The organism is Corynebacterium kalidii (assembly GCF_022869005.1).
Classification (GTDB): Bacteria; Actinomycetota; Actinomycetes; order Mycobacteriales; family Mycobacteriaceae; genus Corynebacterium; species Corynebacterium kalidii.
The window spans coordinates 173,138-192,748 of the sequence record NZ_JALIEA010000011.1 but is presented as its reverse complement, the minus strand read 5'-3'; the positions used below and the strand labels follow the sequence as shown (position 1 = coordinate 192,748).

Annotated in this window: 25 protein-coding genes; 5 read left to right on the top strand and 20 right to left on the bottom strand. The window is 68.0% G+C overall.

The window, feature by feature from the left end:
• Positions 1 to 109 precede the first annotated feature (109 nt).
• The 15 genes from rplQ to rpsH form a co-directional block, all read right to left on the bottom strand.
• Positions 110 to 652 (bottom strand): 50S ribosomal protein L17, encoded by a 543-nt coding sequence (gene rplQ, locus MUN33_RS04050; protein WP_244803627.1) that lies wholly within the window; start codon positions 650 to 652, stop codon positions 110 to 112.
• A 106-nt stretch (positions 653 to 758) separates the two neighbouring features.
• The gene (locus MUN33_RS04045) at positions 759 to 1,772 is read right to left on the bottom strand and encodes a DNA-directed RNA polymerase subunit alpha (protein ID WP_244803626.1); all 1,014 of its coding nucleotides are present in this window, start codon (positions 1,770 to 1,772) and stop codon (positions 759 to 761) included.
• A gap of 118 nt (positions 1,773 to 1,890) precedes the next feature.
• On the bottom strand, positions 1,891 to 2,496 hold the full coding sequence (gene rpsD, locus MUN33_RS04040) for a 30S ribosomal protein S4 (protein ID WP_244803625.1): 606 nt from the start codon (positions 2,494 to 2,496) through the stop codon (positions 1,891 to 1,893).
• 21 nt (positions 2,497 to 2,517) lie between these two features.
• Complete coding sequence (gene rpsK / locus MUN33_RS04035; protein WP_038546448.1) at positions 2,518 to 2,922, bottom strand: 30S ribosomal protein S11; 405 nt, start codon at positions 2,920 to 2,922, stop codon at positions 2,518 to 2,520.
• 3 nt (positions 2,923 to 2,925) lie between these two features.
• On the bottom strand, positions 2,926 to 3,294 hold the full coding sequence (gene rpsM / locus MUN33_RS04030) for a 30S ribosomal protein S13 (protein WP_244803624.1): 369 nt from the start codon (positions 3,292 to 3,294) through the stop codon (positions 2,926 to 2,928).
• Positions 3,295 to 3,512: 218 nt separating this feature from the next.
• Entirely contained in the window at positions 3,513 to 3,731 is a 219-nt protein-coding gene (gene infA / locus MUN33_RS04025) for a translation initiation factor IF-1 (RefSeq protein WP_025251938.1), read from the bottom strand.
• Positions 3,732 to 3,928: 197 nt separating this feature from the next.
• Positions 3,929 to 4,732, bottom strand: coding sequence for a type I methionyl aminopeptidase (map, locus tag MUN33_RS04020; RefSeq protein WP_244803623.1), 804 nt, complete (start codon positions 4,730 to 4,732; stop codon positions 3,929 to 3,931).
• Positions 4,733 to 4,763: 31 nt separating this feature from the next.
• Positions 4,764 to 5,309, bottom strand: a complete 546-nt coding sequence (locus tag MUN33_RS04015) for an adenylate kinase (RefSeq protein ID WP_244803622.1) — start codon at positions 5,307 to 5,309, stop codon at positions 4,764 to 4,766.
• The gene (gene secY, locus MUN33_RS04010; RefSeq protein WP_244803621.1) at positions 5,306 to 6,637 is read right to left on the bottom strand and encodes a preprotein translocase subunit SecY; all 1,332 of its coding nucleotides are present in this window, start codon (positions 6,635 to 6,637) and stop codon (positions 5,306 to 5,308) included. The genes MUN33_RS04015 and secY overlap by 4 nt, the downstream gene beginning before the upstream one ends.
• 560 nt (positions 6,638 to 7,197) lie before the next feature.
• Positions 7,198 to 7,647 carry a 50S ribosomal protein L15 gene (rplO, locus tag MUN33_RS04005; RefSeq protein ID WP_244803620.1) on the bottom strand — a complete coding sequence of 150 codons (450 nt, stop codon included), beginning with the start codon at positions 7,645 to 7,647 and terminating at the stop codon, positions 7,198 to 7,200.
• 2 nt (positions 7,648 to 7,649) lie between these two features.
• Complete coding sequence (gene rpmD / locus MUN33_RS04000; RefSeq protein ID WP_244803937.1) at positions 7,650 to 7,835, bottom strand: 50S ribosomal protein L30; 186 nt, start codon at positions 7,833 to 7,835, stop codon at positions 7,650 to 7,652.
• 5 nt (positions 7,836 to 7,840) lie between these two features.
• Positions 7,841 to 8,488 (bottom strand): 30S ribosomal protein S5, encoded by a 648-nt coding sequence (gene rpsE / locus MUN33_RS03995; RefSeq protein ID WP_244803619.1) that lies wholly within the window; start codon positions 8,486 to 8,488, stop codon positions 7,841 to 7,843.
• Between the two features lie 40 nt (positions 8,489 to 8,528).
• Entirely contained in the window at positions 8,529 to 8,933 is a 405-nt protein-coding gene (rplR, locus tag MUN33_RS03990) for a 50S ribosomal protein L18 (RefSeq protein WP_244803618.1), read from the bottom strand.
• Between the two features lie 2 nt (positions 8,934 to 8,935).
• Positions 8,936 to 9,472 carry a 50S ribosomal protein L6 gene (rplF, locus tag MUN33_RS03985; protein WP_244803617.1) on the bottom strand — a complete coding sequence of 179 codons (537 nt, stop codon included), beginning with the start codon at positions 9,470 to 9,472 and terminating at the stop codon, positions 8,936 to 8,938.
• Positions 9,473 to 9,487: 15 nt separating this feature from the next.
• Positions 9,488 to 9,886 carry a 30S ribosomal protein S8 gene (rpsH, locus tag MUN33_RS03980; RefSeq protein WP_244803616.1) on the bottom strand — a complete coding sequence of 133 codons (399 nt, stop codon included), beginning with the start codon at positions 9,884 to 9,886 and terminating at the stop codon, positions 9,488 to 9,490.
• A 400-nt stretch (positions 9,887 to 10,286) separates the two neighbouring features.
• On the opposite strand from rpsH, the gene purF reads away from it, so the two are divergent.
• From purF to fdhD, 5 genes are all read left to right on the top strand, one after another.
• Positions 10,287 to 11,780 (top strand): amidophosphoribosyltransferase, encoded by a 1,494-nt coding sequence (purF, locus tag MUN33_RS03975; protein WP_244803615.1) that lies wholly within the window; start codon positions 10,287 to 10,289, stop codon positions 11,778 to 11,780.
• A 59-nt stretch (positions 11,781 to 11,839) separates the two neighbouring features.
• Entirely contained in the window at positions 11,840 to 12,481 is a 642-nt protein-coding gene (locus MUN33_RS03970) for a nucleosidase (protein ID WP_244803614.1), read from the top strand.
• A gap of 86 nt (positions 12,482 to 12,567) precedes the next feature.
• Positions 12,568 to 12,927 carry a DUF6457 domain-containing protein gene (locus MUN33_RS03965; RefSeq protein ID WP_244803613.1) on the top strand — a complete coding sequence of 120 codons (360 nt, stop codon included), beginning with the start codon at positions 12,568 to 12,570 and terminating at the stop codon, positions 12,925 to 12,927.
• A gap of 129 nt (positions 12,928 to 13,056) precedes the next feature.
• On the top strand, positions 13,057 to 15,375 hold the full coding sequence (locus tag MUN33_RS03960) for an FdhF/YdeP family oxidoreductase (RefSeq protein WP_244803612.1): 2,319 nt from the start codon (positions 13,057 to 13,059) through the stop codon (positions 15,373 to 15,375).
• Positions 15,376 to 15,384: 9 nt separating this feature from the next.
• Positions 15,385 to 16,305 (top strand): formate dehydrogenase accessory sulfurtransferase FdhD, encoded by a 921-nt coding sequence (gene fdhD / locus MUN33_RS03955; RefSeq protein WP_244803611.1) that lies wholly within the window; start codon positions 15,385 to 15,387, stop codon positions 16,303 to 16,305.
• 44 nt (positions 16,306 to 16,349) lie between these two features.
• On the opposite strand, the gene MUN33_RS03950 is transcribed toward fdhD, so the two are convergent.
• Genes MUN33_RS03950 through moaC form a run of 5 tightly spaced genes read right to left on the bottom strand, consistent with a single transcriptional unit; the run spans position 16,350 to position 19,575 of the window.
• Positions 16,350 to 16,991: a pyridoxamine 5'-phosphate oxidase family protein gene (locus MUN33_RS03950; protein WP_244803610.1), complete on the bottom strand. Its 642-nt coding sequence runs from the start codon at positions 16,989 to 16,991 to the stop codon at positions 16,350 to 16,352.
• Positions 16,973 to 18,088 (bottom strand): ThiF family adenylyltransferase, encoded by a 1,116-nt coding sequence (locus MUN33_RS03945; RefSeq protein WP_244803609.1) that lies wholly within the window; start codon positions 18,086 to 18,088, stop codon positions 16,973 to 16,975. The genes MUN33_RS03950 and MUN33_RS03945 overlap by 19 nt, the downstream gene beginning before the upstream one ends.
• Positions 18,085 to 18,552, bottom strand: coding sequence for a molybdenum cofactor biosynthesis protein MoaE (locus MUN33_RS03940; RefSeq protein WP_244803608.1), 468 nt, complete (start codon positions 18,550 to 18,552; stop codon positions 18,085 to 18,087). The genes MUN33_RS03945 and MUN33_RS03940 overlap by 4 nt, the downstream gene beginning before the upstream one ends.
• Positions 18,545 to 19,045 carry a molybdopterin-binding protein gene (locus MUN33_RS03935; RefSeq protein ID WP_244803607.1) on the bottom strand — a complete coding sequence of 167 codons (501 nt, stop codon included), beginning with the start codon at positions 19,043 to 19,045 and terminating at the stop codon, positions 18,545 to 18,547. The genes MUN33_RS03940 and MUN33_RS03935 overlap by 8 nt, the downstream gene beginning before the upstream one ends.
• Positions 19,042 to 19,575: a cyclic pyranopterin monophosphate synthase MoaC gene (gene moaC, locus MUN33_RS03930; protein ID WP_244803606.1), complete on the bottom strand. Its 534-nt coding sequence runs from the start codon at positions 19,573 to 19,575 to the stop codon at positions 19,042 to 19,044. Before moaC ends, MUN33_RS03935 begins: the two co-directional genes overlap by 4 nt.
• Between the last annotated feature and the right edge of the window lie 36 nt (positions 19,576 to 19,611).

The window sequence follows — 19,611 nt, the reverse complement described above, 5'->3', positions numbered from 1 at the left end:
GACCGGACGCCGCGACAGAACACGCGACAGAACACGCCCGCCCCCACCGTGGTGACGGTGGGGGCGGGCGTGTGCGGTGACGCGGTCGGGACGGCCTACCGGGGGAAGACTACTTCTCCCCGGTGGTCTCCTCGGCACCCTCGGCTGCCTCAGCCTCAGCTGCCTCGTCGGCGGCAGCGGCGTCGGTGGCCTCGTCGGCCTCGACGACCGGTGCGTCCTCGGCAGCCTCGTCAGCCGTGTCGGCTGCCTTGGATGCGGCGGCGCGGGTCGCGCGGGTCGCCTCGGTGGAGGCGAGCTCCTCGAGGACCAGGGAGATCTGGCTCATCGGAGCGTTGTCACCCTTGCGGTTCTCGAGCTTGATGATGCGGGTGTAACCACCGTTACGGCCCTCGAACTTCGGCGCGAGCTCGTTGAACAGGTAGGCCACGACCTGCTTGTCCGTGATGAGCTTCAGGACGTTGCGGCGGTCGGCGACGGTACCTTTCTTCGCCTTGGTGATGATCTTCTCGACGTACGGACGCAGGACCTTGGCCTTCGCGTCCGTGGTCTTGATGGCGCCGTGCTCAATCAGCTGAGCTGCCAGGTTGGCGAGGATCTTCTTCTGGTGGGAAGCAGATCCGCCGAGGCGGGCACCCTTCTTCGGGGTAGGCATAACTTCTCCTCGTGTGTTTCTCTAGTCAGACTGTGTCAAGCGCGATGTCGGTGTCCACACCGCTGGTCCACCCGGCACAGCCGACGGCGGTTCCCGTGCAGAGGGACTACTCTGCGATGTCCTCGCCCTCGGTGTCGACGAATTCGCCGGACTCCGGGTCGTAGCCCTCGATGTCGTTGATGTCGAAGCCCTCGGGCGCGTCCTTGAGACCCAGGCCCAGCTCGGCGAGCTTAACCTTCACCTCGTTGATGGACTTCTGGCCGAAGTTGCGGATATCCAGCAGGTCGGACTCGGTCCGGCCGGCGAGCTCGCCGACGGTGTGGATGTCCTCACGCTTCAGGCAGTTGTACGACCGCACGGAGAAGTCGAGGTCCTCGATCGGGGTGCTGTAGGCGGCGATGTGCTCGGTCTCCATCGGGGACGGGCCAATCTCGATACCTTCGGCAGCCAGGTTGAGTTCCTGGGCCAGACCGAACAGCTCCACCAGGGTCTTGCCGGCCGACGCCATGGCGTCGCGGGCGGTGATGGAGTTCTTCGTCTCGACGTCGATGACCAGCTTGTCGAAGTCCGTGCGCTGTTCGACACGGGTGGCTTCGACCTTGTAGCTGACCTTCAGCACCGGGGAGTAGATCTGGTCGACCGGGATACGGCCGATCTCACCGGTGGTGGGTGCGGCCGGGACGTACCCGCGGCCACGCTCGACGACGAGCTCGATGTCGATCTTGCCCTGCTCATTGAGGGTCGCGATGTGCAGGTCCGGGTTGTGGACCTCCACACCGGTCGGGGCGACGACGTCTGCCCCGGTTACCTCACCGGCGCCTTCCTTGCGGATGTACATCGTGACCGGCTCATCGGAGTCCGAGGACAGCACCAGGGACTTGATGTTCAGGATGATGTCGGAGACATCCTCCTTCACGCCGGGGATGGTGGTGAACTCGTGGAGCACACCCTCGATCCGGATGGAGGTGACCGCCGCGCCCGGGATGGACGACAGCAGGGTACGGCGCAGGGAGTTTCCGAGCGTGTAGCCGAAACCGGGCTCCAACGGCTCGATGACGAACCGGGAACGGGACGGGCTGACGAACTCTTCGCTCAACGCCGGGCGCTGTGAAATGAGCATTCTGCTTCTCCTTGTTGGCGACCGTTATTTGACGCCGTAGAGATGAACAACGGATCTTGACGGGAACCGCCACCGGCCACAGGTGCGGCGGTGGGCGGCGGTGGTGCGACCGACCGTCCTACTTGGAGTAGAACTCGACGATGAGCTGCTCCTGCAGCGGCACGTCGATCTGGGCGCGCTCGGGCAGCTGGTGCACGAGGATGCGCAGGGTGGACGGCACGACCTGGAGCCAGGCCGGGACGACGGCGTCGACCAGGAGCTCCTGGGCCTCTTCGAACCACAGCATCGAGCGGGAGCGGTCCCGGACGTCGATGATGTCGTACTGGGAGACCTGGAAGGACGGCACGTTGATGTTCTTGCCGTTCACGGTGAAGTGGCCGTGGGAGACGAGCTGACGTGCCTGCCGACGGGTGCGGGCCAGGCCTGCACGGTAGACGACGTTGTCCAGCCGGGACTCCAGCAGGATGACCAGGTTGTCACCGGTCTTGCCGGGACGACGGTTGGCCTCCGCGTAGTAGCGGCGGAACTGCTTCTCCATGACACCGTAGGTGAAGCGGGCCTTCTGCTTCTCCTGCAGCTGGGTCAGGTACTCCGACTCCTTGATGCGGGTGCGGCCGGCCTGTCCCGGGGGGTACGGGCGGCGCTCGAAGGAGCGGTCGCCGCCGACGAGGTCGACGCGGAGGCGACGGGACTTACGGGTGGCGGATCCGGTATAGCGAGCCATGTGGTATCCCTATCCTTTCTTCTAGACGCGACGACGCTTCGGCGGACGGCAGCCGTTGTGCGGCTGCGGGGTCACGTCGGAGATCGTGCCGACCTCGAGGCCGGCGGTGGACAGGGAACGGATGGCGGTCTCGCGGCCGGATCCCGGGCCCTTGACGAAAACGTCGACCTTCTTCATGCCGTGCTCCATCGCCTTGCGGGCCGCGGACTCGGCGGCCATCTGCGCGGCGAACGGCGTGGACTTACGGGAGCCCTTGAAGCCGACGTGTCCCGAGGAGGCCCAGGAGATGACTGCACCCTTCGGGTCCGTGATGGACACGATGGTGTTGTTGAAGGTGGACTTGATGTATGCGGCGCCGTGGGCCACATTCTTCTTTACGACGCGGCGGCCGGTACGGCGCGCGCCGGAGCGTGCTTTGGGAGGCATAGACTACTTCTTCTTTCCTGCGATCGTCTTCTTCGGGCCCTTACGCGTACGAGCGTTGGTCTTGGTGCGCTGGCCGCGCACGGGCAGGCCACGACGGTGGCGGATGCCCTGGTAGCAACCGATCTCGATCTTGCGACGGATGTCGGCCTGGACCTCGCGGCGAAGATCGCCCTCGACCTTCCAGGTGCTCTCGATCGCGTCCCTCAGAGTGGAGATGTGCTCGTCCGTGAGGTCCTTGGACCGCAGGTCGGGAGAGATGCCGGTCTTCTCCAGCAGCTCGGTGGCTCGGGCGGGGCCGATGCCGTAGATGTAGGTGAGTGCAACCTCCATGCGCTTGTCGCGCGGGAGGTCGACACCAGCAAGGCGTGCCATATGGCAGTTCCTTCCGGATTACAGCGGCGGTTTTCTCCACACACGTCCCGGTTTTCCGTCCCCCCGGCCCGGAGGCGGGGAGGGGACGGCGGGCTTCAGCCGCCGCGGCCGAAGGTGGTTGTCCGGTACCCGTGTCCCGTGAGGGACTGTCGGGCCACCGGCTGGATATGTGGAGGCTGAATGACTGTGCGACCAGTAGTGGAGGTCGGACGGTCTGCCTACTTGTAGCGGTAGACGATCCGGCCACGGGTCAGGTCGTAGGGAGAGAGCTCCACGACGACCCGGTCCTCGGGGAGGATACGGATATAGTGCTGACGCATCTTGCCGGAGATGTGTGCGAGCACCTTGTGCCCGTTGTCCAGCTCAACGCGGAACATCGCGTTCGGCAGGGGCTCGATGATCTTGCCCTCAACCTCGATGGCGCCTTCTTTAGCCATATCCTCCACTTTTCCCGGCCCGCCGGTGACGGCGGGCCTTTAAGGTCTGGTCTCGTGTGATGGGACGGACGGTCTGCGGTCTCGCAGTGCCCAAGTGTCCACACCAACGACCCACGATACGGCATCGGCCCTGCGCATGACAAATGGAATGCATTCGTCACGCCCAGGGCCGGTGGGGCTCGCTCGGGTGCGGGGGCTCAGTACCTCGGGGTCAGGATCCGCGGGCCGTCCTCCGTGGCGGCCACGGTGTGCTCCCAGTGGGACGCACGCGACCCGTCCAGGGTCTTCACTCCCCAGTCGTCGTCGAGCACGTAGGACTCCACGGTACCGAGGGCGAGCATGGGCTCGATGGCCAACGTGCTGCCGGCCTCAATCAGCGGCCCCTTGCCGGGGTCGCCCTCGTTCGCGAGGTACGGCTCCTCGTGCATCTCACGGCCGATGCCGTGCCCGCCGTACCCGTCGACGATGTACAGGGAGACATCGAACTTCTCCTCGGCGCGCCCGGTGGCCTCCTCGAGGGCCCAGGAGACGTCCGTCAGCCGGTTGCCCGGGACCATCGCCGTGATCCCCTCGTACAGGACCCACTCGGTGGCCTGGTTGAGTTTCAGGTCCTCCGGCGTCAACGTGTCGTCGCCGCCGACGGCGAAAGTCCAGGCGGAGTCGCCCACCCAGCCGTCGAGTGTGGCACCGCAGTCGACGGAGACCAGGTCCCCGTCCTTCAGTACGGTGGCGGCGTCCGGGATCCCGTGGACGATCATGTCGTTGACCGAGGAGCAGATGCTGCCCGGGAATCCGCCGTACCCCTTGAACGTGGGTACGGCGCCGGCCGCACGGATCGTCTCTTCGGCGACGGCGTCGAGGTCGAGGGTGCTGACACCCGCGGCCGCCGCCGCACGGACGGCCTGGAGTGCACGTCCGACGATCTCGCCCGCCGCCTGCATGGCGTCGAGCTCACCCGGGGTCTTCCCGGTGATGACCCTGCTCTTCCTACGGAATCCCATCAACTACCCGTCTGCTTTCCCCGGCCTACCGTCAGCGGTCCAGGGCGTCCAGCGTCGAGGACGAGATGTCCTCCACGGTACCCTCGGCGTCGACGTTGACGATGATGTCGGAGTAGTAGTCGATCAGCGGGGCGGTCTCGTCCCGGTAGACCTGCAGACGGGTCCGGATCGTCTCCTCGGTGTCGTCGCTGCGACCGCGGGCGAGCATGCGCTCGACCACGACGTCCTCGGACACCTGGTAGTTCAGGACGTTGTTCAGAGCGGTGCCCTTGCCCTCCAGGATCCCGGCGAGGATCTCGGCCTGCTCGACCGTGCGGGGGAAACCGTCCAACAGGAAGCCGTCGGCGGCGTCCTCCTGGTCCAGGCGCTTGCTGACCATGTCCGCGGTGACCGAGGTCGGCACGAGCTTACCGGCGTCCATGTACTCCTGCGCCTGACGGCCCAGGTCGGTCTCCTTGGAGATGTTCTCGCGGAAGAGATCACCCGTGGAGATGTGCGGCACGCCCAGCGAATCGGCGAGGATGGCGGCCTGCGTACCCTTACCTGCACCGGGAGGGCCGAGGAGAACGAGTCTCATTTGAGGAATCCTTCGTAGTTGGCTTGCATGAGCTGGGACTCGATCTGCTTGACCGTGGTCAGAGCGACCGAGACCATAATCAGGATAGCGGTACCACCGAACGCACCCAGACTGGAGGCTGCGCCGTCAGAGGCGAGTCCCATCGTAATCGCCACGTTCGGGAGAACGGCGATGACGGCGAGATACACCGAACCGACGAGCAGCAGACGCGTCATCACGTACCAGAGGTACTCGGCGGTCGGCCGCCCCGGGCGGATACCCGGGATGAACCCACCGTACTTCTTCATGTTCTCGGCCTGGTCGTTCGGGTCGTACTGGATCGACACGTAGAAGTACGAGAAGAAGATGATCAGCAACGCGAAGATCACGATGTAGGTCCAGCTGGACGGGTCCGACAGCATGGTCATCACGTTGCGGTTCCACCAGTTGTCCTCCTGGCCGGCGTTGCCGGACTGGATGATCTGGGTGATCAGGATCGGGACGGTGAGGATCGACGACGCGAAGATCACCGGGATGACGCCGGCCTGGTTGACCTTGAGCGGCAGGTAGGTGGACGTCTCCCCGTACTGGCGCCGGCCGACCATACGCTTGGCGTACTGCACCGGGATGCGGCGCTGACCCTGCTCGATGAAGATCACGGCGACGACGAGCAGCAGCACCGCGGCGACGACTCCGGCGAAGACGAATCCGCCGGAACTGCGCAGGATCTGCATACCCTGGGCGGGCAGCTGGGTGGCGATACCGGCGAAGATCAGCAGTGACATGCCGTTACCCACACCGCGGTCGGTGATCAGCTCACCGAACCACATCACCAGCACGGCACCTGCGGTCATGATGACCACCATGGCGACCAGACCGAAGACACCGACGTCCTCGTGGAGCACGCGGACGTTCGCGCCGAGCAGCTGCTGGCGGTCGGCCAGCGCGACGATACCCGCCGACTGCAGCAGCGCCAGCGCCACGGTGAGGTACCTGGTGTACTCCGTCATCTTCGCCTGACCGGACTGCCCCTCCTTCTTCAACTGCTCGAAGCGGGGGATGACCACGGTCAGCAGCTGCACGATGATCGACGCGGTGATGTACGGCATGATGCCGATCGCGAAGACCGACAGCTGAAGTAGCGCACCACCGGAGAACAGGTTGATCAGCGTGTACATGCTGTTTCCGCCGTCCTCGGTCAGAGAACGGACCTGCGAGGTGACTTCCGCGTAGTCGACACCGGGGGTCGGGATCTGTGCTCCGATCCGGTAGAGGATGATCATCGCAAGGGTGAAGAAGATCTTCTTGCGTAGATCAGCATCCCGGAACGCCGAGAGCAAGGCGGTCACGTTTGCCTCCTGGCTCGGCAGTCACTGTCGGGAGTACCACTCCCGGGGCGGGCCGCCGAAGGTTTCTACTTGGGGTGAGTGTTCGGTCACGGAGTCCCCTGCCGGTGGCACCCGGTCTCGGATGGGCGCGGCCCGCGGGGGACAGACAACTGCACAAGGATAGCAGGGGTCGCCTGGAAGGTTACACTTCCGTGACCGTCGGTGCGGGGTCGGACGCCGGCCGCGGGCGTCACCGTCCCGGCTGCGCTGCTGCGACGCGGTCACGTGACCGTTGCACCATCGCCGGTCCTGTCCGCCGGGAGGGGCCGGGGGTGTCGCGGGACGCCGGTGGGCCCGCTGTAGCGCCGAAGTGGCAGAGGCACCGGCTGAATGGCAGAGGCGCATGTCGCTTCAGTGGCGGAAACCAACCGTTACCCCGTACCGCTCGACCGGACACTCTGCCACTGGGCCGCACGGGGCGTCCCGGGACACAGAAAACCCCCGGCCCCACCGGATGAACCGGTGGGGCCGGGGGTGTCCGCTCCCCGGGGCAGCTGGGTGCCCCGGTGGAGGTGTCCTCCTTAGGAGGCGTCGGCGACGGAGCCGCCTGCAGCCTCGATCTTCTCCTTGGCGGAGCGGGAGAACTTGTCCGCGGTCACGTTCAGTGCCACGGAGATCTCGCCGTCGCCCAGCACCTTGACGGGCTGCTTGGCGCGGACGAGGCCGGCGGACACGATGTCTGCCACGGTCACGTCGCCACCCTGCGGGAAGGCCTTCGCCAGGTCAGAGACGTTGACGACCTGGAAGACGACCTTGGCCGGGTTCTTGAAGCCCTTGAGCTTCGGCAGACGCATGTGCAGCGGCATCTGGCCACCCTCGAAGGCGGCAGAGACCTGCTTGCGGGCGCGGGTGCCCTTGGTACCACGACCGGCGGTCTTGCCCTTGGATGCCTCACCACGACCGACGCGGGTCTTGGCGGTGTTGGCACCCTTGGACGGCCGGAGGTCGTGCAGCTTGATGGGTTCGCTCATTGTTACTCCCCTGCTACTTCCTCGACCTGGACCAGGTGGCGCACGGTGTTGATCTGACCGCGGACGATGGGACCGTCCTCACGGATGACCGACTGGCCGATACGCTTCAGGCCAAGCGAGCGCAGCGAGTCACGCTGCTTAGAAATGGTTCCGACAGTGCCCTTGAGCTGGGTGATCTTCAGTGCCATCTCAATCACGCTCCCTGTCCTGCAGCGCGGGCGCGCAGCATCGGTGCCGGGGTGACCTCTTCGAGGGTCTTGCCACGACGGGCGGCGACCTCTTCGGGGCGGACCAGCTGCTTGAGTGCGTCCACGGTGGCGTGGACGACGTTGATGGCGTTGTCGGAGCCCAGGGACTTCGACAGGACGTCCTGGACGCCGGCGCACTCGAGCACGGGGCGGGCGGCACCGCCGGCGATGACACCGGTACCCGGCGCAGCGGGCTTCATCCACACGACACCAGCGGCGGCTTCGCCCTGGACCTCGTGGGTGATGGTGCCGGCGATCATCGGGACGCGGAAGAAGTTCTTGCGGGCTTCCTCGGCACCCTTCTGGATCGCGGCGGGGACTTCCTTGGCCTTGCCGTAGCCGACGCCGACCATGCCCTGGCCGTCACCGACGATGACGAGGGCGGTGAAGCTGAAGCGACGACCACCCTTGACCACCTTGGAGACGCGGTTGATGGTCACGACGCGCTCGAGGTACTGCGAGCGCTCGTCCTGCTGGTCACGACGACCACCGCGACGGTCGTCGCGACCGCCGTTGTTGCCGCGGCCCCGGTTGTCCCGGTTGTCCTTGTTGTTGTCGGCGGTGCGTCCGCCGTTACGATCACGTTCCGACATCACGCAGTCCTTCCGTCGGTGAAAATGTTGTCGTTGCGCATTAGAACTTCAGACCACCTTCACGTGCGGCGTCGGCCAGGGCGGCGACGCGGCCGTGGTACTGGTAGCCACCACGGTCGAAGACGACGGTCTCGATGCCGGCGGCCTTGGCGCGCTCAGCGATCAGCTGACCGACGCGGGCGCCACGGTCCTTCTTCTCACCTTCCAGCGCACGGACGTCGGGCTCCATCGTCGACGCAGCGGCCAGGGTGTGGCCCTTGGTGTCGTCGATGACCTGGACGTGCATGTGCCGGGAAGTGCGGTGCACCACGAGACGCGGGGTCTCGGGGGTACCGGAGATGTTCTTGCGCAGACGGTAGTGACGACGTGCGCGTGCGACGCGGCGACGGGTGGAGATGTCCTTGCCCACCGGGAGGCGCTTGTTGCTTGCAGTGCTCTGTGCCATCTCTACTTACCCGTCTTTCCGACCTTGCGACGGATCTGCTCGCCCGCGTAGCGGATACCCTTGCCCTTGTAGGGGTCGTCCTTACGGAGACGACGGATATTTGCGGCGATCTGTCCGACCAGCTGCTTATCGATACCGGTGATGGAGAACTTGGTGTTTCCGTCGACCGCGAAGGTGATTCCCTCCGGAGCCTCGATGAGGACCGGGTGGGAGTAGCCGAGGGCGAACTCGAGGTTGCTGCCCTTGGCCTGGACGCGGTAGCCGACACCGAAGATCTCCATCTTGGTGGTGTATCCCTCGGTCACACCGACAACCATGTTGTTGACGAGCGAACGGGACAGACCGTGCAGGGAGCGGTTCTTGCGGTGGTCGTCCGGACGGCTCACGACGATCTCGTTGTCCTCCTGGACGACGGAGATCGGGGCCGGGATGACCTGCGAAAGGGTTCCCTTGGGACCCTTGACCTCGACGTTCTGGCCGTCGATGGCGACGGTGACGCCGGAGGGCAGGACCACGGGGTTCTTACCGATTCGTGACATTGCTTCGTCCTCCTTCTACCAGACGTAGGCGAGGACTTCCCCACCCACGCCCTTCTCGGTCGCCTGACGGTCGGTCAGCAGGCCGTGGGAGGTGGAGATGATCGCCACACCCAGGCCGCCGAGGACCTTCGGGAGGTTGGTGGACTTGGCGTACACGCGCAGGCCCGGCTTGGACACGCGACGCAGCCCGGCGATCGAACGCTCGCGGGACGCGCTGTACTTCAGTTCCAGAGTGAGCTTCTTACCGGTCGAGGCGTCCTCGACGGCGTAGTCGGCGATGTAGCCCTCGGACTTCAGGATCTCGGCGATGTTCGCCTTGATCTTGGAGGACGGCATCGAGACGCTGTCGTGGTACGCGTTGGACGCGTTCCTCACGCGGGACAGCATGTCCGCGATGGGGTCAGTCATGGTCATGGAAGTGACCTCTAGCCTTTCTCGTCACGGTTCCCCGGCCACCCGGGCGTCACCGCGCATTGGTGTCCGGCAACTCGACGCTCCCCGGACTCAGTAGTCCGGCTTGCTCGCTGCCTTGTGTTCCGCGCGGCCGCGATAGGCGGTGGGCCTGCGACAAAGTGGTTCATGTTCAGGAGTCTCGACGTGCTGCGGTGGGACGGTCGGCCCATGCCGGACACAGGTGCCCCCACAGCGAGACCCGTTCACGCTACCAACCTGGGCAAATAAAGGCAAGACGGCGTCCTCCGGCGCCCGACACACCCACCCGACTGCCGTCCAGGACGGTTGTTGTGGTCAACTATGGGCGTAGGCTCAGAACCTGCATCCATCTTCCGGGACACAGTGAGGACACCTCAGCGCAATGTGCGGCATCGTCGGCATGGTGGGAAACCAGCCGGTCAACCAGGACATTTACGACGCTCTCCTGCTTCTGCAGCACCGCGGGCAGGACTCGACGGGCATGGCGACGGCGGAGGAGGGCGGCCACCTGCACCTCTTCCGTGCCCGCGGAATGGTCCGGGAGTCCTTCCGTACCCGTGACATGCGGTCGCTCACCGGTACGGCCGGCCTGGGCCACGTCCGCTACGTCACCCGGGGTGCGGCGACGAACGAGCAGGAGTCGCAGCCGTTCTACGTCAACTCCCCCTACGGCATCACCCTGGTGCACAACGGCAACCTGACCAACACCCGGGAACTCACCGCGGAGATGCGGCACCGCGACCGTCGCCACCTCAACACCTCCAGCGACACCGAGCTGCTGCTCAACGTCCTGGCCCATGAACTGCAGTCGACCACCGGCCCGGACGACCTCGGCCCCGACGGCATCTTCGACGCGGTCACCGCCACGATGGGCCGCATCGAGGGCGCGTACGCGGTGATCTCGTTGATCGCCCACCACGGCCTGCTTGCCTTCCGCGACCCCAACGGCATCCGCCCGCTGGTGCTCGGGCGGCGGCGTCCGACGGCGGCGGACGGCTCCCCCGCCGTCGACGGCCACGACGAGTGGGTCGTCGCCAGCGAGTCCCTGGTGCTGGAGAACGCCGACTACGAGACCGTCCGCGAGGTCGCCCCCGGTGAGGCCGTGTTCATCACCAACGACGGCGTCCTGCACTCGCGGCAGTGCTCCACCGACGCCCGCCTGGAGCCGTGCTCCTTCGAGTACGTCTACCTGGCCCGTCCCGACTCCGTGATGAACGGCATCAGCGTCTACGACTCCCGGCTGCGTATGGGGGCCCGGCTGGCGGCGACCATCGCCGAGCACGTCCCCACCGACGACGTCGACGTGGTCATGCCGATCCCCGACTCGGCCCGCCCGGCGGCGATGGAGGTCGCCCGTGTCCTCGACCTGCCGTACCGCGAGGGCTTCTTCAAGAACCGCTACGTGGGACGGACGTTCATCATGCCGGGCCAGGCGGTGCGCAAGAAGAGCGTGCGGCAGAAGCTCAACGCCATGTCCACCGAGTTCGCCGGCAAGCACGTGCTGCTCATCGACGACTCGATCGTGCGGGGCACGACCAGCTACGAGATCATCGCCATGGCGCGCGCCGCCGGCGCCCGGAAGGTCAGTTTCGCCTCCGCCGCACCCCCGATCCGCCACCCCCACGTCTACGGCATCAACATCCCCGACCGGCGTGAGCTCATCGCCGCCGACCGGTCGGTCCCGGAGGTCTGCGAGGCGCTCGGCGCCGACCACCTCGTCTACCAGAAGGTCGAGGACCTCGAGGGGGCGATCCTCGACGGCCAGACCGACACCCGTCTCGACGGTCTCGACATGAGCTGTTTCGACGGCCGCTACGTCACCGGCACCGTCACCGAGGAGTACCTCGGCTGGGTGCGGGACAACCAGACGTCCTGACCTGGTCCTGACCGCGTCCTGACCGCGTCCTCACCGCGTGCTCCGGTAGATTGGGGACCATGCTCGAACTGACCCAGGGAAGGTTCCGCGGCAGGCCGGTCCCCGGCCAGCCACTGGTCGTCGTGGCCGTCGCCGCCGAGGCCGCCGACATGGACGAGGACGCCCCGGTGCTGCTGACCGGGATCGGCCGGATCAACGCCACCCTCGCGCTGACCGACTGTCTGCACCGCTACCTGCGTGCCGGCGGTCTGCCCAGCGCGGTGGTCAACATCGGCACCGCAGGGGCACTACGGCCCGGACTGTCCGGGGTGCACCGGATCGACCGCGTGGTGCTCCACGACTTCTCCCACGCCGGTGTCGCCGCGCTGACCGGCCGGGACGAGTACCCGCCGATCGACCTGGGCACCTCCGACCCGGAGGCGGCCCCCGGGGTGACCCTGGCGACCGGCGACGTCTTCGTCGAGGACGCCGCGACACGCGACCGGCTCGCCGCCGACGCCGACCTGGTGGACATGGAGGGGTACGCCGTCGCCGCCGTGGCCCGGTGCTTCGGGGTCCCCGTACAGCTCGCCAAGATCGTCAGCGACGGGGCGGACGGTGAGGCCGGCACGGCCTGGCACCGCGAGATGCCGGCCCTGGCCCGGGAGCTCGCGGCCCATTCACGACAGGCGCTCGGCGGTCCGCCGTCCCCGACCACCTAGGGCCCTCCCCCGGTCCGGGGCCCCGGGTAGCGTGGGAGCCGAGAACCACGCCCCACCCACCCCCGGACAAGAAGGACCGTAGCACCGTGAACCAGTCCAGCAACCCCAGCAGCACGTCCCGCAAGGGCTCCCCGGAGGAGATGGTCAGCGCCCACGCGTGGCTGTCACAGGTCGCCGAGGAACTCGGTCTGCCCGCCGACATCGTCCGGCAGAGCGTCCGGGACGTCCTCGAGCTGACCGCCGCGGTGGCGCACAACCGCTCCCGCCCCGCCGCACCGGTCACGGCGTTCCTCATCGGCCTGGCGGCGGGACAGGCCGCCGGGCAGACCGCCGAACGCCAGGCACCGGGAGAAAACGTCTCCGGAGATGACCTTTTCTCCGCCGCCCGCCCCCGGATCGAACGGATCACCGCCCGGGCGCTGGACGGAATCTCCGAACATCCCTGAGGTGTGGCCACACGTCCGGCGCGTTCACCAGGGTCTTCGTGATGTTCCGGCCCAGTGGAGGCCACAACGGCCACGGTAGACCGGCCACGCCGGCGCCACGGTCCCCCCTCCACGACTAGGATCGTCGGCATGACTAGCCTGAATGAGCCTTCTGCCCAGGTGAACCCGGTCGCCAACCGGTACGACCACCCGGACATCAGCGAGGTGGAGACCGTCGCCACCGGTATCCCCGCCGTCCTGCACGCCATGGAGCACGCGCTGCCGAACAACGCGACCCCGTCGTTGTGGACGATCAACAAGCACAAGGGCTTCGACTGCCCGGGCTGTGCCTGGCCCGAGCCCGACCAGGCCGACCTCAACATCGTGGAGTTCTGCGAGAACGGCGCCAAGGCCGTCGCCGAGGAGACGACGCCGAAGAAGGCCGGCCCGGATTTCTGGGCGTCGTACACCGTCGAGCAGCTGCGGGAGAAGACCGACCACTGGCTCGGCAAGGTCGGGCGCATCACCGAGCCGATGCTCTACGACCGTGACTCCGGGGACGGGCACTACCGTCCGGTCAGCTGGGAGACTGCCTTCGGGATCATCGCCGACCAGCTGCGGGAGACCGCACCGGACGAGGCCGTGTTCTACACCTCCGGCAAGGCCTCGAACGAGGCGGCCTACGTCTTCCAGCTGCTCGCGCGGAGGATGGGCACCAACAACCTCCCGGACTGCTCCAACATGTGCCACGAGTCCACCGGCTCCGCCCTCGCCGCCACGGTGGGGTTGGGCAAGGGGTCGGTGACGATGAACGACATCCACACCACCGACCTGCTGATCTCCGTCGGCCAGAACCCGGGCACCAACCACCCGCGGGCGTTGACGGCGTTCTCCCGCTGCAAGGAGAACGGCGGGCGCATCCTCGCCGTCAACCCCATCCCCGAGACCGGGCTGATGGCGTTCCGTGAGCCGCAGGCGGTGTCGACCTACCTCGGCATGAAGCAGAAGCTCGCCGACGACTACCTGCAGGTCCGCCTGGACGGCGACCGTGCCCTGTTCCTGGCGATCAACAAGGAGCTGGTCCTCCGCGACGCGGTCGACCACGACTTCATCGACGAGTTCACCAGTGGCTTCGAGGATCTCCGCGACCACCTGCTGTCCCTGGACGACGACGAGCTCGCCGCCGGGCACGGCATCCCGCGCGCGCAGGTCCTCTCCGCCGTCGACGACATCGAACGCGCCGACTCGGTGATCATCACCTGGACCCTCGGTGTGACCCAGCACAAGAACTCGGTCGCCACCATCCGGGAGATGATGAACACCCTGCTGCTCACCGGGAACATCGGTAAGCCGGGTGCCGGGACCGCCCCGCTGCGCGGCCACTCCAATGTCCAGGGCAACCGCACCATGGGTGTCTGGGAACGCTGCCCGGAGAGCTTCCTCGCCTCGATCGAGGACCACTTCGGCTTCGCCGTCCCGCGCGAACCCGGCCACGACACGGTGGACGCGGTGCGCGCCATGCGCGACGGCAAGAGCCGGTTCTTCATGTCCCTGGGCGGAAACCTGGTCCGCGTCGTGTCGGACACCTCCGTCGCGGAGCAGGGCATGGCCGCCAACGACCTGACCGTGCACCTGTCGACCAAGCCCAACGGCTCGCACGCGTGGCCCGGGGCGAAGTCGCTGATCCTGCCCGTCCGCTCCCGGACCGACCTCGACATGCAGAAGTCCGGCCGCCAGTCCGTGACCGTCGAGGACTCCGTGGGCAAGGTCCACGCCTCCACCGGCAAGCGGCGCGCCAACCGCAAGGAGAACCTGAAGAGCGAGATGGACATCATCTGCTCGGTGGGGCGCGAGACCTTCGGCGACGATTTCTGGCAGCCGATGATCGACGACTACGCGGTGATCCGCGACCACATCGCCGCCACGATCCCCGGTTTCGAACGCTACAACGAACGCCTGGAGCACCCGGGCGGGTTCTACCTGCCCAACGGTCCCCGCGAGCGCCGGTTCACCACCCCGGACGGCAAGGCCCACCTCACCGTCAACGCGCCGGACACCGTGCAGCTGGGCGAGGGCGAGCTGATGATGAACACGGTGCGTTCCCACGACCAGTACAATTCCACGATCTACGGGATGGACGACCGGTACCGGGGTGTCCGTAACGGCCGCCGCGTGGTCTTCGTGCACCCCGACGACTGCCGCGAGCAGGGCCTGAAGGACGGGGACATGGTCGACATCGTCTCCGACTGGTCCGACGGTGAGCGCCGGGCACCGGACTTCCGGGTCGTCGAGTACCCCCACTCCCGTGGCGGCTGCACGACCTACTTCCCGGAGGCCAACGTCGTGATCCCGCTCGACCACACCGCCGAGGAGTCCAACACCCCGGTGTCGAAGTCGACGCCGGTCCGCCTGGAGCCCACGGGGCGCCGCGCGCAGGACATGCCCCCGATGCCGGCGTCGGAGAAGTAGGCGGCGCCGATGGGACGGTTGATCGACAACGCCCGCGTGACCAAGGTGCGGGTGGGTGCCCCGGACGGCGCGGCAGGCACCGGCGGTGCCGGCAGCGCTGTCGGCACTGTCGGCACTGTCGAGGTGGACACCCGGGCCGACCGGCTCGCGGTGGAGGAACCGTTGCAGATCCGCGTCGACGGGACCGACCTGACCACCACGATGCGCACCCCCGGTGACGACATCGAGCTCGTCCACGGACTGCTCCACGCCGAGGGCGTGATCACCTCCGCGGACGACGTCGTCACCGCCCGCTACTGCGCCGGCGCCGTCGGTCCCGACAACGCCAACACCTACAACACCCTCGACGTCGCCCTGGTGCCGCGTGCCGACGACCCCGGTGCGCGAGCGTACCTGCCGGTCCGGAACCTGGCGACCACCTCCGCGTGCGGGGTGTGCGGGACGACCAGCATCGACGACCTGATGAAGAGCAGCCGCTACGCGGTGCACCCGGTGCGGCCGACGCCGCAGCAGGTCATCGCCCTGCCGCAGCTGCTCAGTGAGGGGCAGAAGGCGTTCCGCAAGACCGGTGGCATCCACGCGGCGGGGGCGTTCACCGCCGACGGGCGTCCGCTGGTGATCCGTGAGGACGTGGGACGCCACAACGCCGCCGACAAGGTCATCGGTGCGCTCCTGCTGGAGGACCGTCTGCCGGGCGACGTGCTCCGGCGTGACCCGTCCGACCCGGACGCCGCCGTCTACCTGGTGATGAGCAGTCGGGCGTCCTTCGAGCTCGTGCAGAAGGCGGTGCTGGCGGGGTTCTCGGGGCTTGTCGCGGTGTCGGCGGCGACGTCCCTGGCGGTGCAGACGGCGCGGGAGTCCGGTCTGTTGTTGACCGGGTTCACCCGGGGTGACCGTTTCAACCTGTACTCCGGGGAGCTCGCGCCCTGAGCCACGGGGAGGTCCGCACCGGGTGCCTCACCCGGCCGGGACGCTCACCGACCTTCCAGTTCCGCGATCCGGGCCTCCAGCCTGGCGATGTCGGCCCGGTACAGGTCGAGCCGTTCCTCGACCTCCTCCCGGGTCCACCGTGGGGTGATCTGGGAGGAGCAGTTCGCGTCGGAGGCGGTGACGTCGACGATCACGGCGCGTTCGATCGCCGAGGTGATGCGCCGGTCCCCCAGGTCCCGCAGTTCCTCGACCAGTGCCGGGTCGTCGTCCGCCTCGACGGTGCGCGCGTGGCCGAAGACCTTCACCCGTGAGCGCGTCGCGAAGTCGACGAAGAAGAGGCAGACGCGGCTGTCACGGTCCAGGTTCCCGGCGGTGACGAACTGCCTGTTCCCCGCGAAGTCCGGGAACATCAGCCGCGAGCCCGCCGCGGTGGAGGACACCTTCACGAAACCGGCCGGGCCGCCTTTGTGCTGGACGTACGGCCAGCCGGTACCGGTGACGGTGGCCATCATGAACAGGCGGGCCTGCCGGATGAGCTTGCTGTCGCGTGGGTCCAGTTCCGCGCCGGACGCCCCGGAGGTGTCGACCCTGTTGCCGACGCCGCGGGCGTGCTGCCGGGCGGTGACGGCCTCGTCGAAGGCGATATCCGCGTAGTTCTCCTCGAAGTTCACTGGCGTTCCAACCATGCGTTGATGCCCCCGGGGTAGTCCACACCGGTGATGCCGGCGTCGGCGAGGATCCCGATGGCCTGCGCCGAGCGTGTCCCGGCGGCGCAGTAGACCACGAGAGGACGCCCCGACCGCGTCGCCTCCGCGGCATGTTCCGCGGCCTCGGCGACCCCTGCCGCGGTACCGCGCAGCCGTGACAGCGGCACGTTCACCGCCCCGGGGATGTGCACGGTGGCGTATTCGTCGGGTTCACGGACGTCGAGGAGCACGGCGTCCTCGAGCGACGGCACCGGCTGCACCGGCTGCACCACCGGCTCCAAGGGCACGCCCTCGTCCGACGGTTCGACGGCCAGTTCCCCGGGCACCGGCGTCGGCGCCCGCCGTACGCGCGCGGCCACGGACGGGTCGGCGACGACGGGGATGTACTCCCACCGGCCGGTCAGTCCGTCGAAGTAGCCGACCTCGCCGCTCAGGGGGCTGCCGACCCCGGTGACGACCTTCACGGCCTCCAGCGCCATCGCGGTACCGATGGCCCCGACGACCGGCCCGAGCACCCCTGCCGCCGAGCAGGACGGCACGGTGCCGGCCGGTGGCGGCGTCGGGAAGACGTCCTCGTAGACGGGGCCGGCGGGCATCCCGAAGACGGTGAGCTGCCCGTCGAAACCGAGGATCGACGCCCACACGTGCGGGATACCCAGCACGGCGCAGGCGTGGGAGCAGGCGTAGCGGGCGGCGAAGTTGTCGGTGCCGTCGAGGACGACGTCCGCCCCGCGCAGGAGCGTGACGGCGTTCTCCGCGGTGAGGCGGGACGACACGGTGTGCACGGTGATGTCCGGGTTACGTGCCAGCATCTCCCGGCGCGCCGACGCCGTCTTCGGCGAGCCCACGGCGGCGTCGGTGTGGATCACCTGGCGGTGCAGGTTCGACGTCGACACCACGTCGTCGTCGATGACCGTGACCTCCCCGACCCCGGCGGCGGCGAGGTACAGCAGGGCGGGCGAGCCGAGGCCGCCGGCGCCGAGGACGGCGACGTGGGCGTCGGTGAGTCTCCGCTGGCCGTCCAGGCCGAAGCCGGCGAGGGTGATCTGGCGTTGGTAGCGGTGGAGGTCGGTCACAGTCCCACCCAGTCCGTGGTTCCGTCGGTGAGTTCCTGTTCCTTCCAGATCGGCACCTGGGACTTCACCGCGTCGGCGAAGGCGGCGACGGCCGTGAAGGCGGGGCCGCGGTGTGCGGCGGCGACGACGACGAGGAAGGCGAGGTCGCCGATCGCCAGGTCGCCGGTACGGTGTTCGGCCCACAGGCGGATCTCGGGGTGCTCGGCGACGGTGTCGGCGGCGATGCGGGCCAGGGTCTCCGGCGCGCTCGGGTGGTGGGAGTAGGTCAGTGCGGTCACCCCGGCGCCGCCGTCGTGGTCACGGACGGTGCCTTCGAAGGTGACGACCGCCCCCATCGCGTCGGTGGCGGTGGCGGCCCTGGCGTCGGCGAGGTGCGCCTCCAGCGGTTCGGCGGAGACGGCGGTGTGCACGACGACGCCGGTCTGCTCGGCGACGTAGCCGGGGTCGGTGGTGTCCTCACTCATGGTCGGTACGGCCTTCCAGTTGGTTGAGCAGGTGTCCGAGGACGGGGTCGAGGACGGCGATACCGTCCTTCACCCCTCCGCGGGACCCGGGCAGGGTGATCACGAACGTCCGGTGGTCGCCGTCGCCGGCGACACCCGCCACGCCCCCGGAGAGCAGTGCGGTGGGCACGCCGGCGTCGACGCCGCGGCGCCGGACGGCCTCGACCAGGCCGGGCAGTTCGTGGGTGAGGTGCGGGCGTACGGCGGCGACGGTGGTGTCGGTGGGGCTGATACCGGTGCCGCCGGTGGTCACCACGACGCCCGGGGGCGGTGCCCCGTCCCCGCCGAGCAGGTCGTCGAGGTACCCGGTGACGTCGGCGTCGGCGACGACCGCGGCGTCCGGCACCTCGAGGCCGAGTGAGCGCAGCCACTCGACCAGCAGTGGCCCGGTGGTGTCCCGGTACTCACCGGACGCCGCCCGGGTGGAGGCGACGACGACGTGTGCGCGGCTCACCGCACGTCCCAGTCACCGGACTTGCCGCCGGACTTGGCCAGCACCCGGACGTCGTCGACGACGGCGTGCTTGTCGACGGCCTTGATCATGTCGTACACGGTCAACGCGGCGCTGGTCACCGCGGTGAGCGCCTCCATCTCCACACCGGTGACGCCTCGGGTCTTCACCGACGCCTCGATACGCACGGCCCCGGTCCCGTCCCCACCGTCCTCACCGTCACCGCCGTCCTCGCGACTGAAGTCGACGGTGATCTTGCCCAGCGGCAGCGGGTGGCACAGCGGGATGATCTCGGGGGTCTTCTTCGCCCCCATGATGCCGGCGACGCGGGCGACGGGCAGGGCGTCGCCCTTCGGCAGGTCGGCGCCCCCCTCCCGGAAGATCATGTCGAGCACGTCCGCCCTGGTACGGACCCTCCCGGTGGCGACGGCGGTGCGGCTCGTCTCGTTCTTCGCGGTGACGTCGACCATGTGGGCCGAGCCGTCCTCGCGGACGTGGGTGAGGTTGGTGCGGTGGGCGAGGTCGTCTTCCATGACCACCCAGCTTACCCGCCGTTCCCGCTAGACTGG

Coding starts and splice junctions, on each gene's coding strand:
- rplO (WP_244803620.1), bottom strand. CDS start 7,647: ATGAGCGAACCCATCAAGCTGCACGACCTCCGGCCGTCCAAGGGTGCC.
- rplQ (WP_244803627.1), bottom strand. CDS start 652: ATGCCTACCCCGAAGAAGGGTGCCCGCCTCGGCGGATCTGCTTCCCAC.
- rpsH (WP_244803616.1), bottom strand. CDS start 9,886: ATGACCATGACTGACCCCATCGCGGACATGCTGTCCCGCGTGAGGAAC.
- MUN33_RS03940 (WP_244803608.1), bottom strand. CDS start 18,552: ATGAGTGAGGACACCACCGACCCCGGCTACGTCGCCGAGCAGACCGGC.
- rplF (WP_244803617.1), bottom strand. CDS start 9,472: ATGTCACGAATCGGTAAGAACCCCGTGGTCCTGCCCTCCGGCGTCACC.
- map (WP_244803623.1), bottom strand. CDS start 4,732: ATGGGATTCCGTAGGAAGAGCAGGGTCATCACCGGGAAGACCCCGGGT.
- infA (WP_025251938.1), bottom strand. CDS start 3,731: ATGGCTAAAGAAGGCGCCATCGAGGTTGAGGGCAAGATCATCGAGCCC.
- MUN33_RS04015 (WP_244803622.1), bottom strand. CDS start 5,309: ATGAGACTCGTTCTCCTCGGCCCTCCCGGTGCAGGTAAGGGTACGCAG.
- MUN33_RS03950 (WP_244803610.1), bottom strand. CDS start 16,991: ATGGTTGGAACGCCAGTGAACTTCGAGGAGAACTACGCGGATATCGCC.
- MUN33_RS03970 (WP_244803614.1), top strand. CDS start 11,840: ATGCTCGAACTGACCCAGGGAAGGTTCCGCGGCAGGCCGGTCCCCGGC.
- fdhD (WP_244803611.1), top strand. CDS start 15,385: ATGGGACGGTTGATCGACAACGCCCGCGTGACCAAGGTGCGGGTGGGT.
- rpsM (WP_244803624.1), bottom strand. CDS start 3,294: ATGGCACGCCTTGCTGGTGTCGACCTCCCGCGCGACAAGCGCATGGAG.
- rpsE (WP_244803619.1), bottom strand. CDS start 8,488: ATGTCGGAACGTGATCGTAACGGCGGACGCACCGCCGACAACAACAAG.
- rpmD (WP_244803937.1), bottom strand. CDS start 7,835: ATGGCACTGAAGATCACCCAGCTCAAGGGCACTGTCGGAACCATTTCT.
- rplR (WP_244803618.1), bottom strand. CDS start 8,933: ATGGCACAGAGCACTGCAAGCAACAAGCGCCTCCCGGTGGGCAAGGAC.
- purF (WP_244803615.1), top strand. CDS start 10,287: ATGTGCGGCATCGTCGGCATGGTGGGAAACCAGCCGGTCAACCAGGAC.
- MUN33_RS03960 (WP_244803612.1), top strand. CDS start 13,057: ATGACTAGCCTGAATGAGCCTTCTGCCCAGGTGAACCCGGTCGCCAAC.
- rpsK (WP_038546448.1), bottom strand. CDS start 2,922: ATGCCTCCCAAAGCACGCTCCGGCGCGCGCCGTACCGGCCGCCGCGTC.
- moaC (WP_244803606.1), bottom strand. CDS start 19,575: ATGGAAGACGACCTCGCCCACCGCACCAACCTCACCCACGTCCGCGAG.
- rpsD (WP_244803625.1), bottom strand. CDS start 2,496: ATGGCTCGCTATACCGGATCCGCCACCCGTAAGTCCCGTCGCCTCCGC.
- MUN33_RS04045 (WP_244803626.1), bottom strand. CDS start 1,772: ATGCTCATTTCACAGCGCCCGGCGTTGAGCGAAGAGTTCGTCAGCCCG.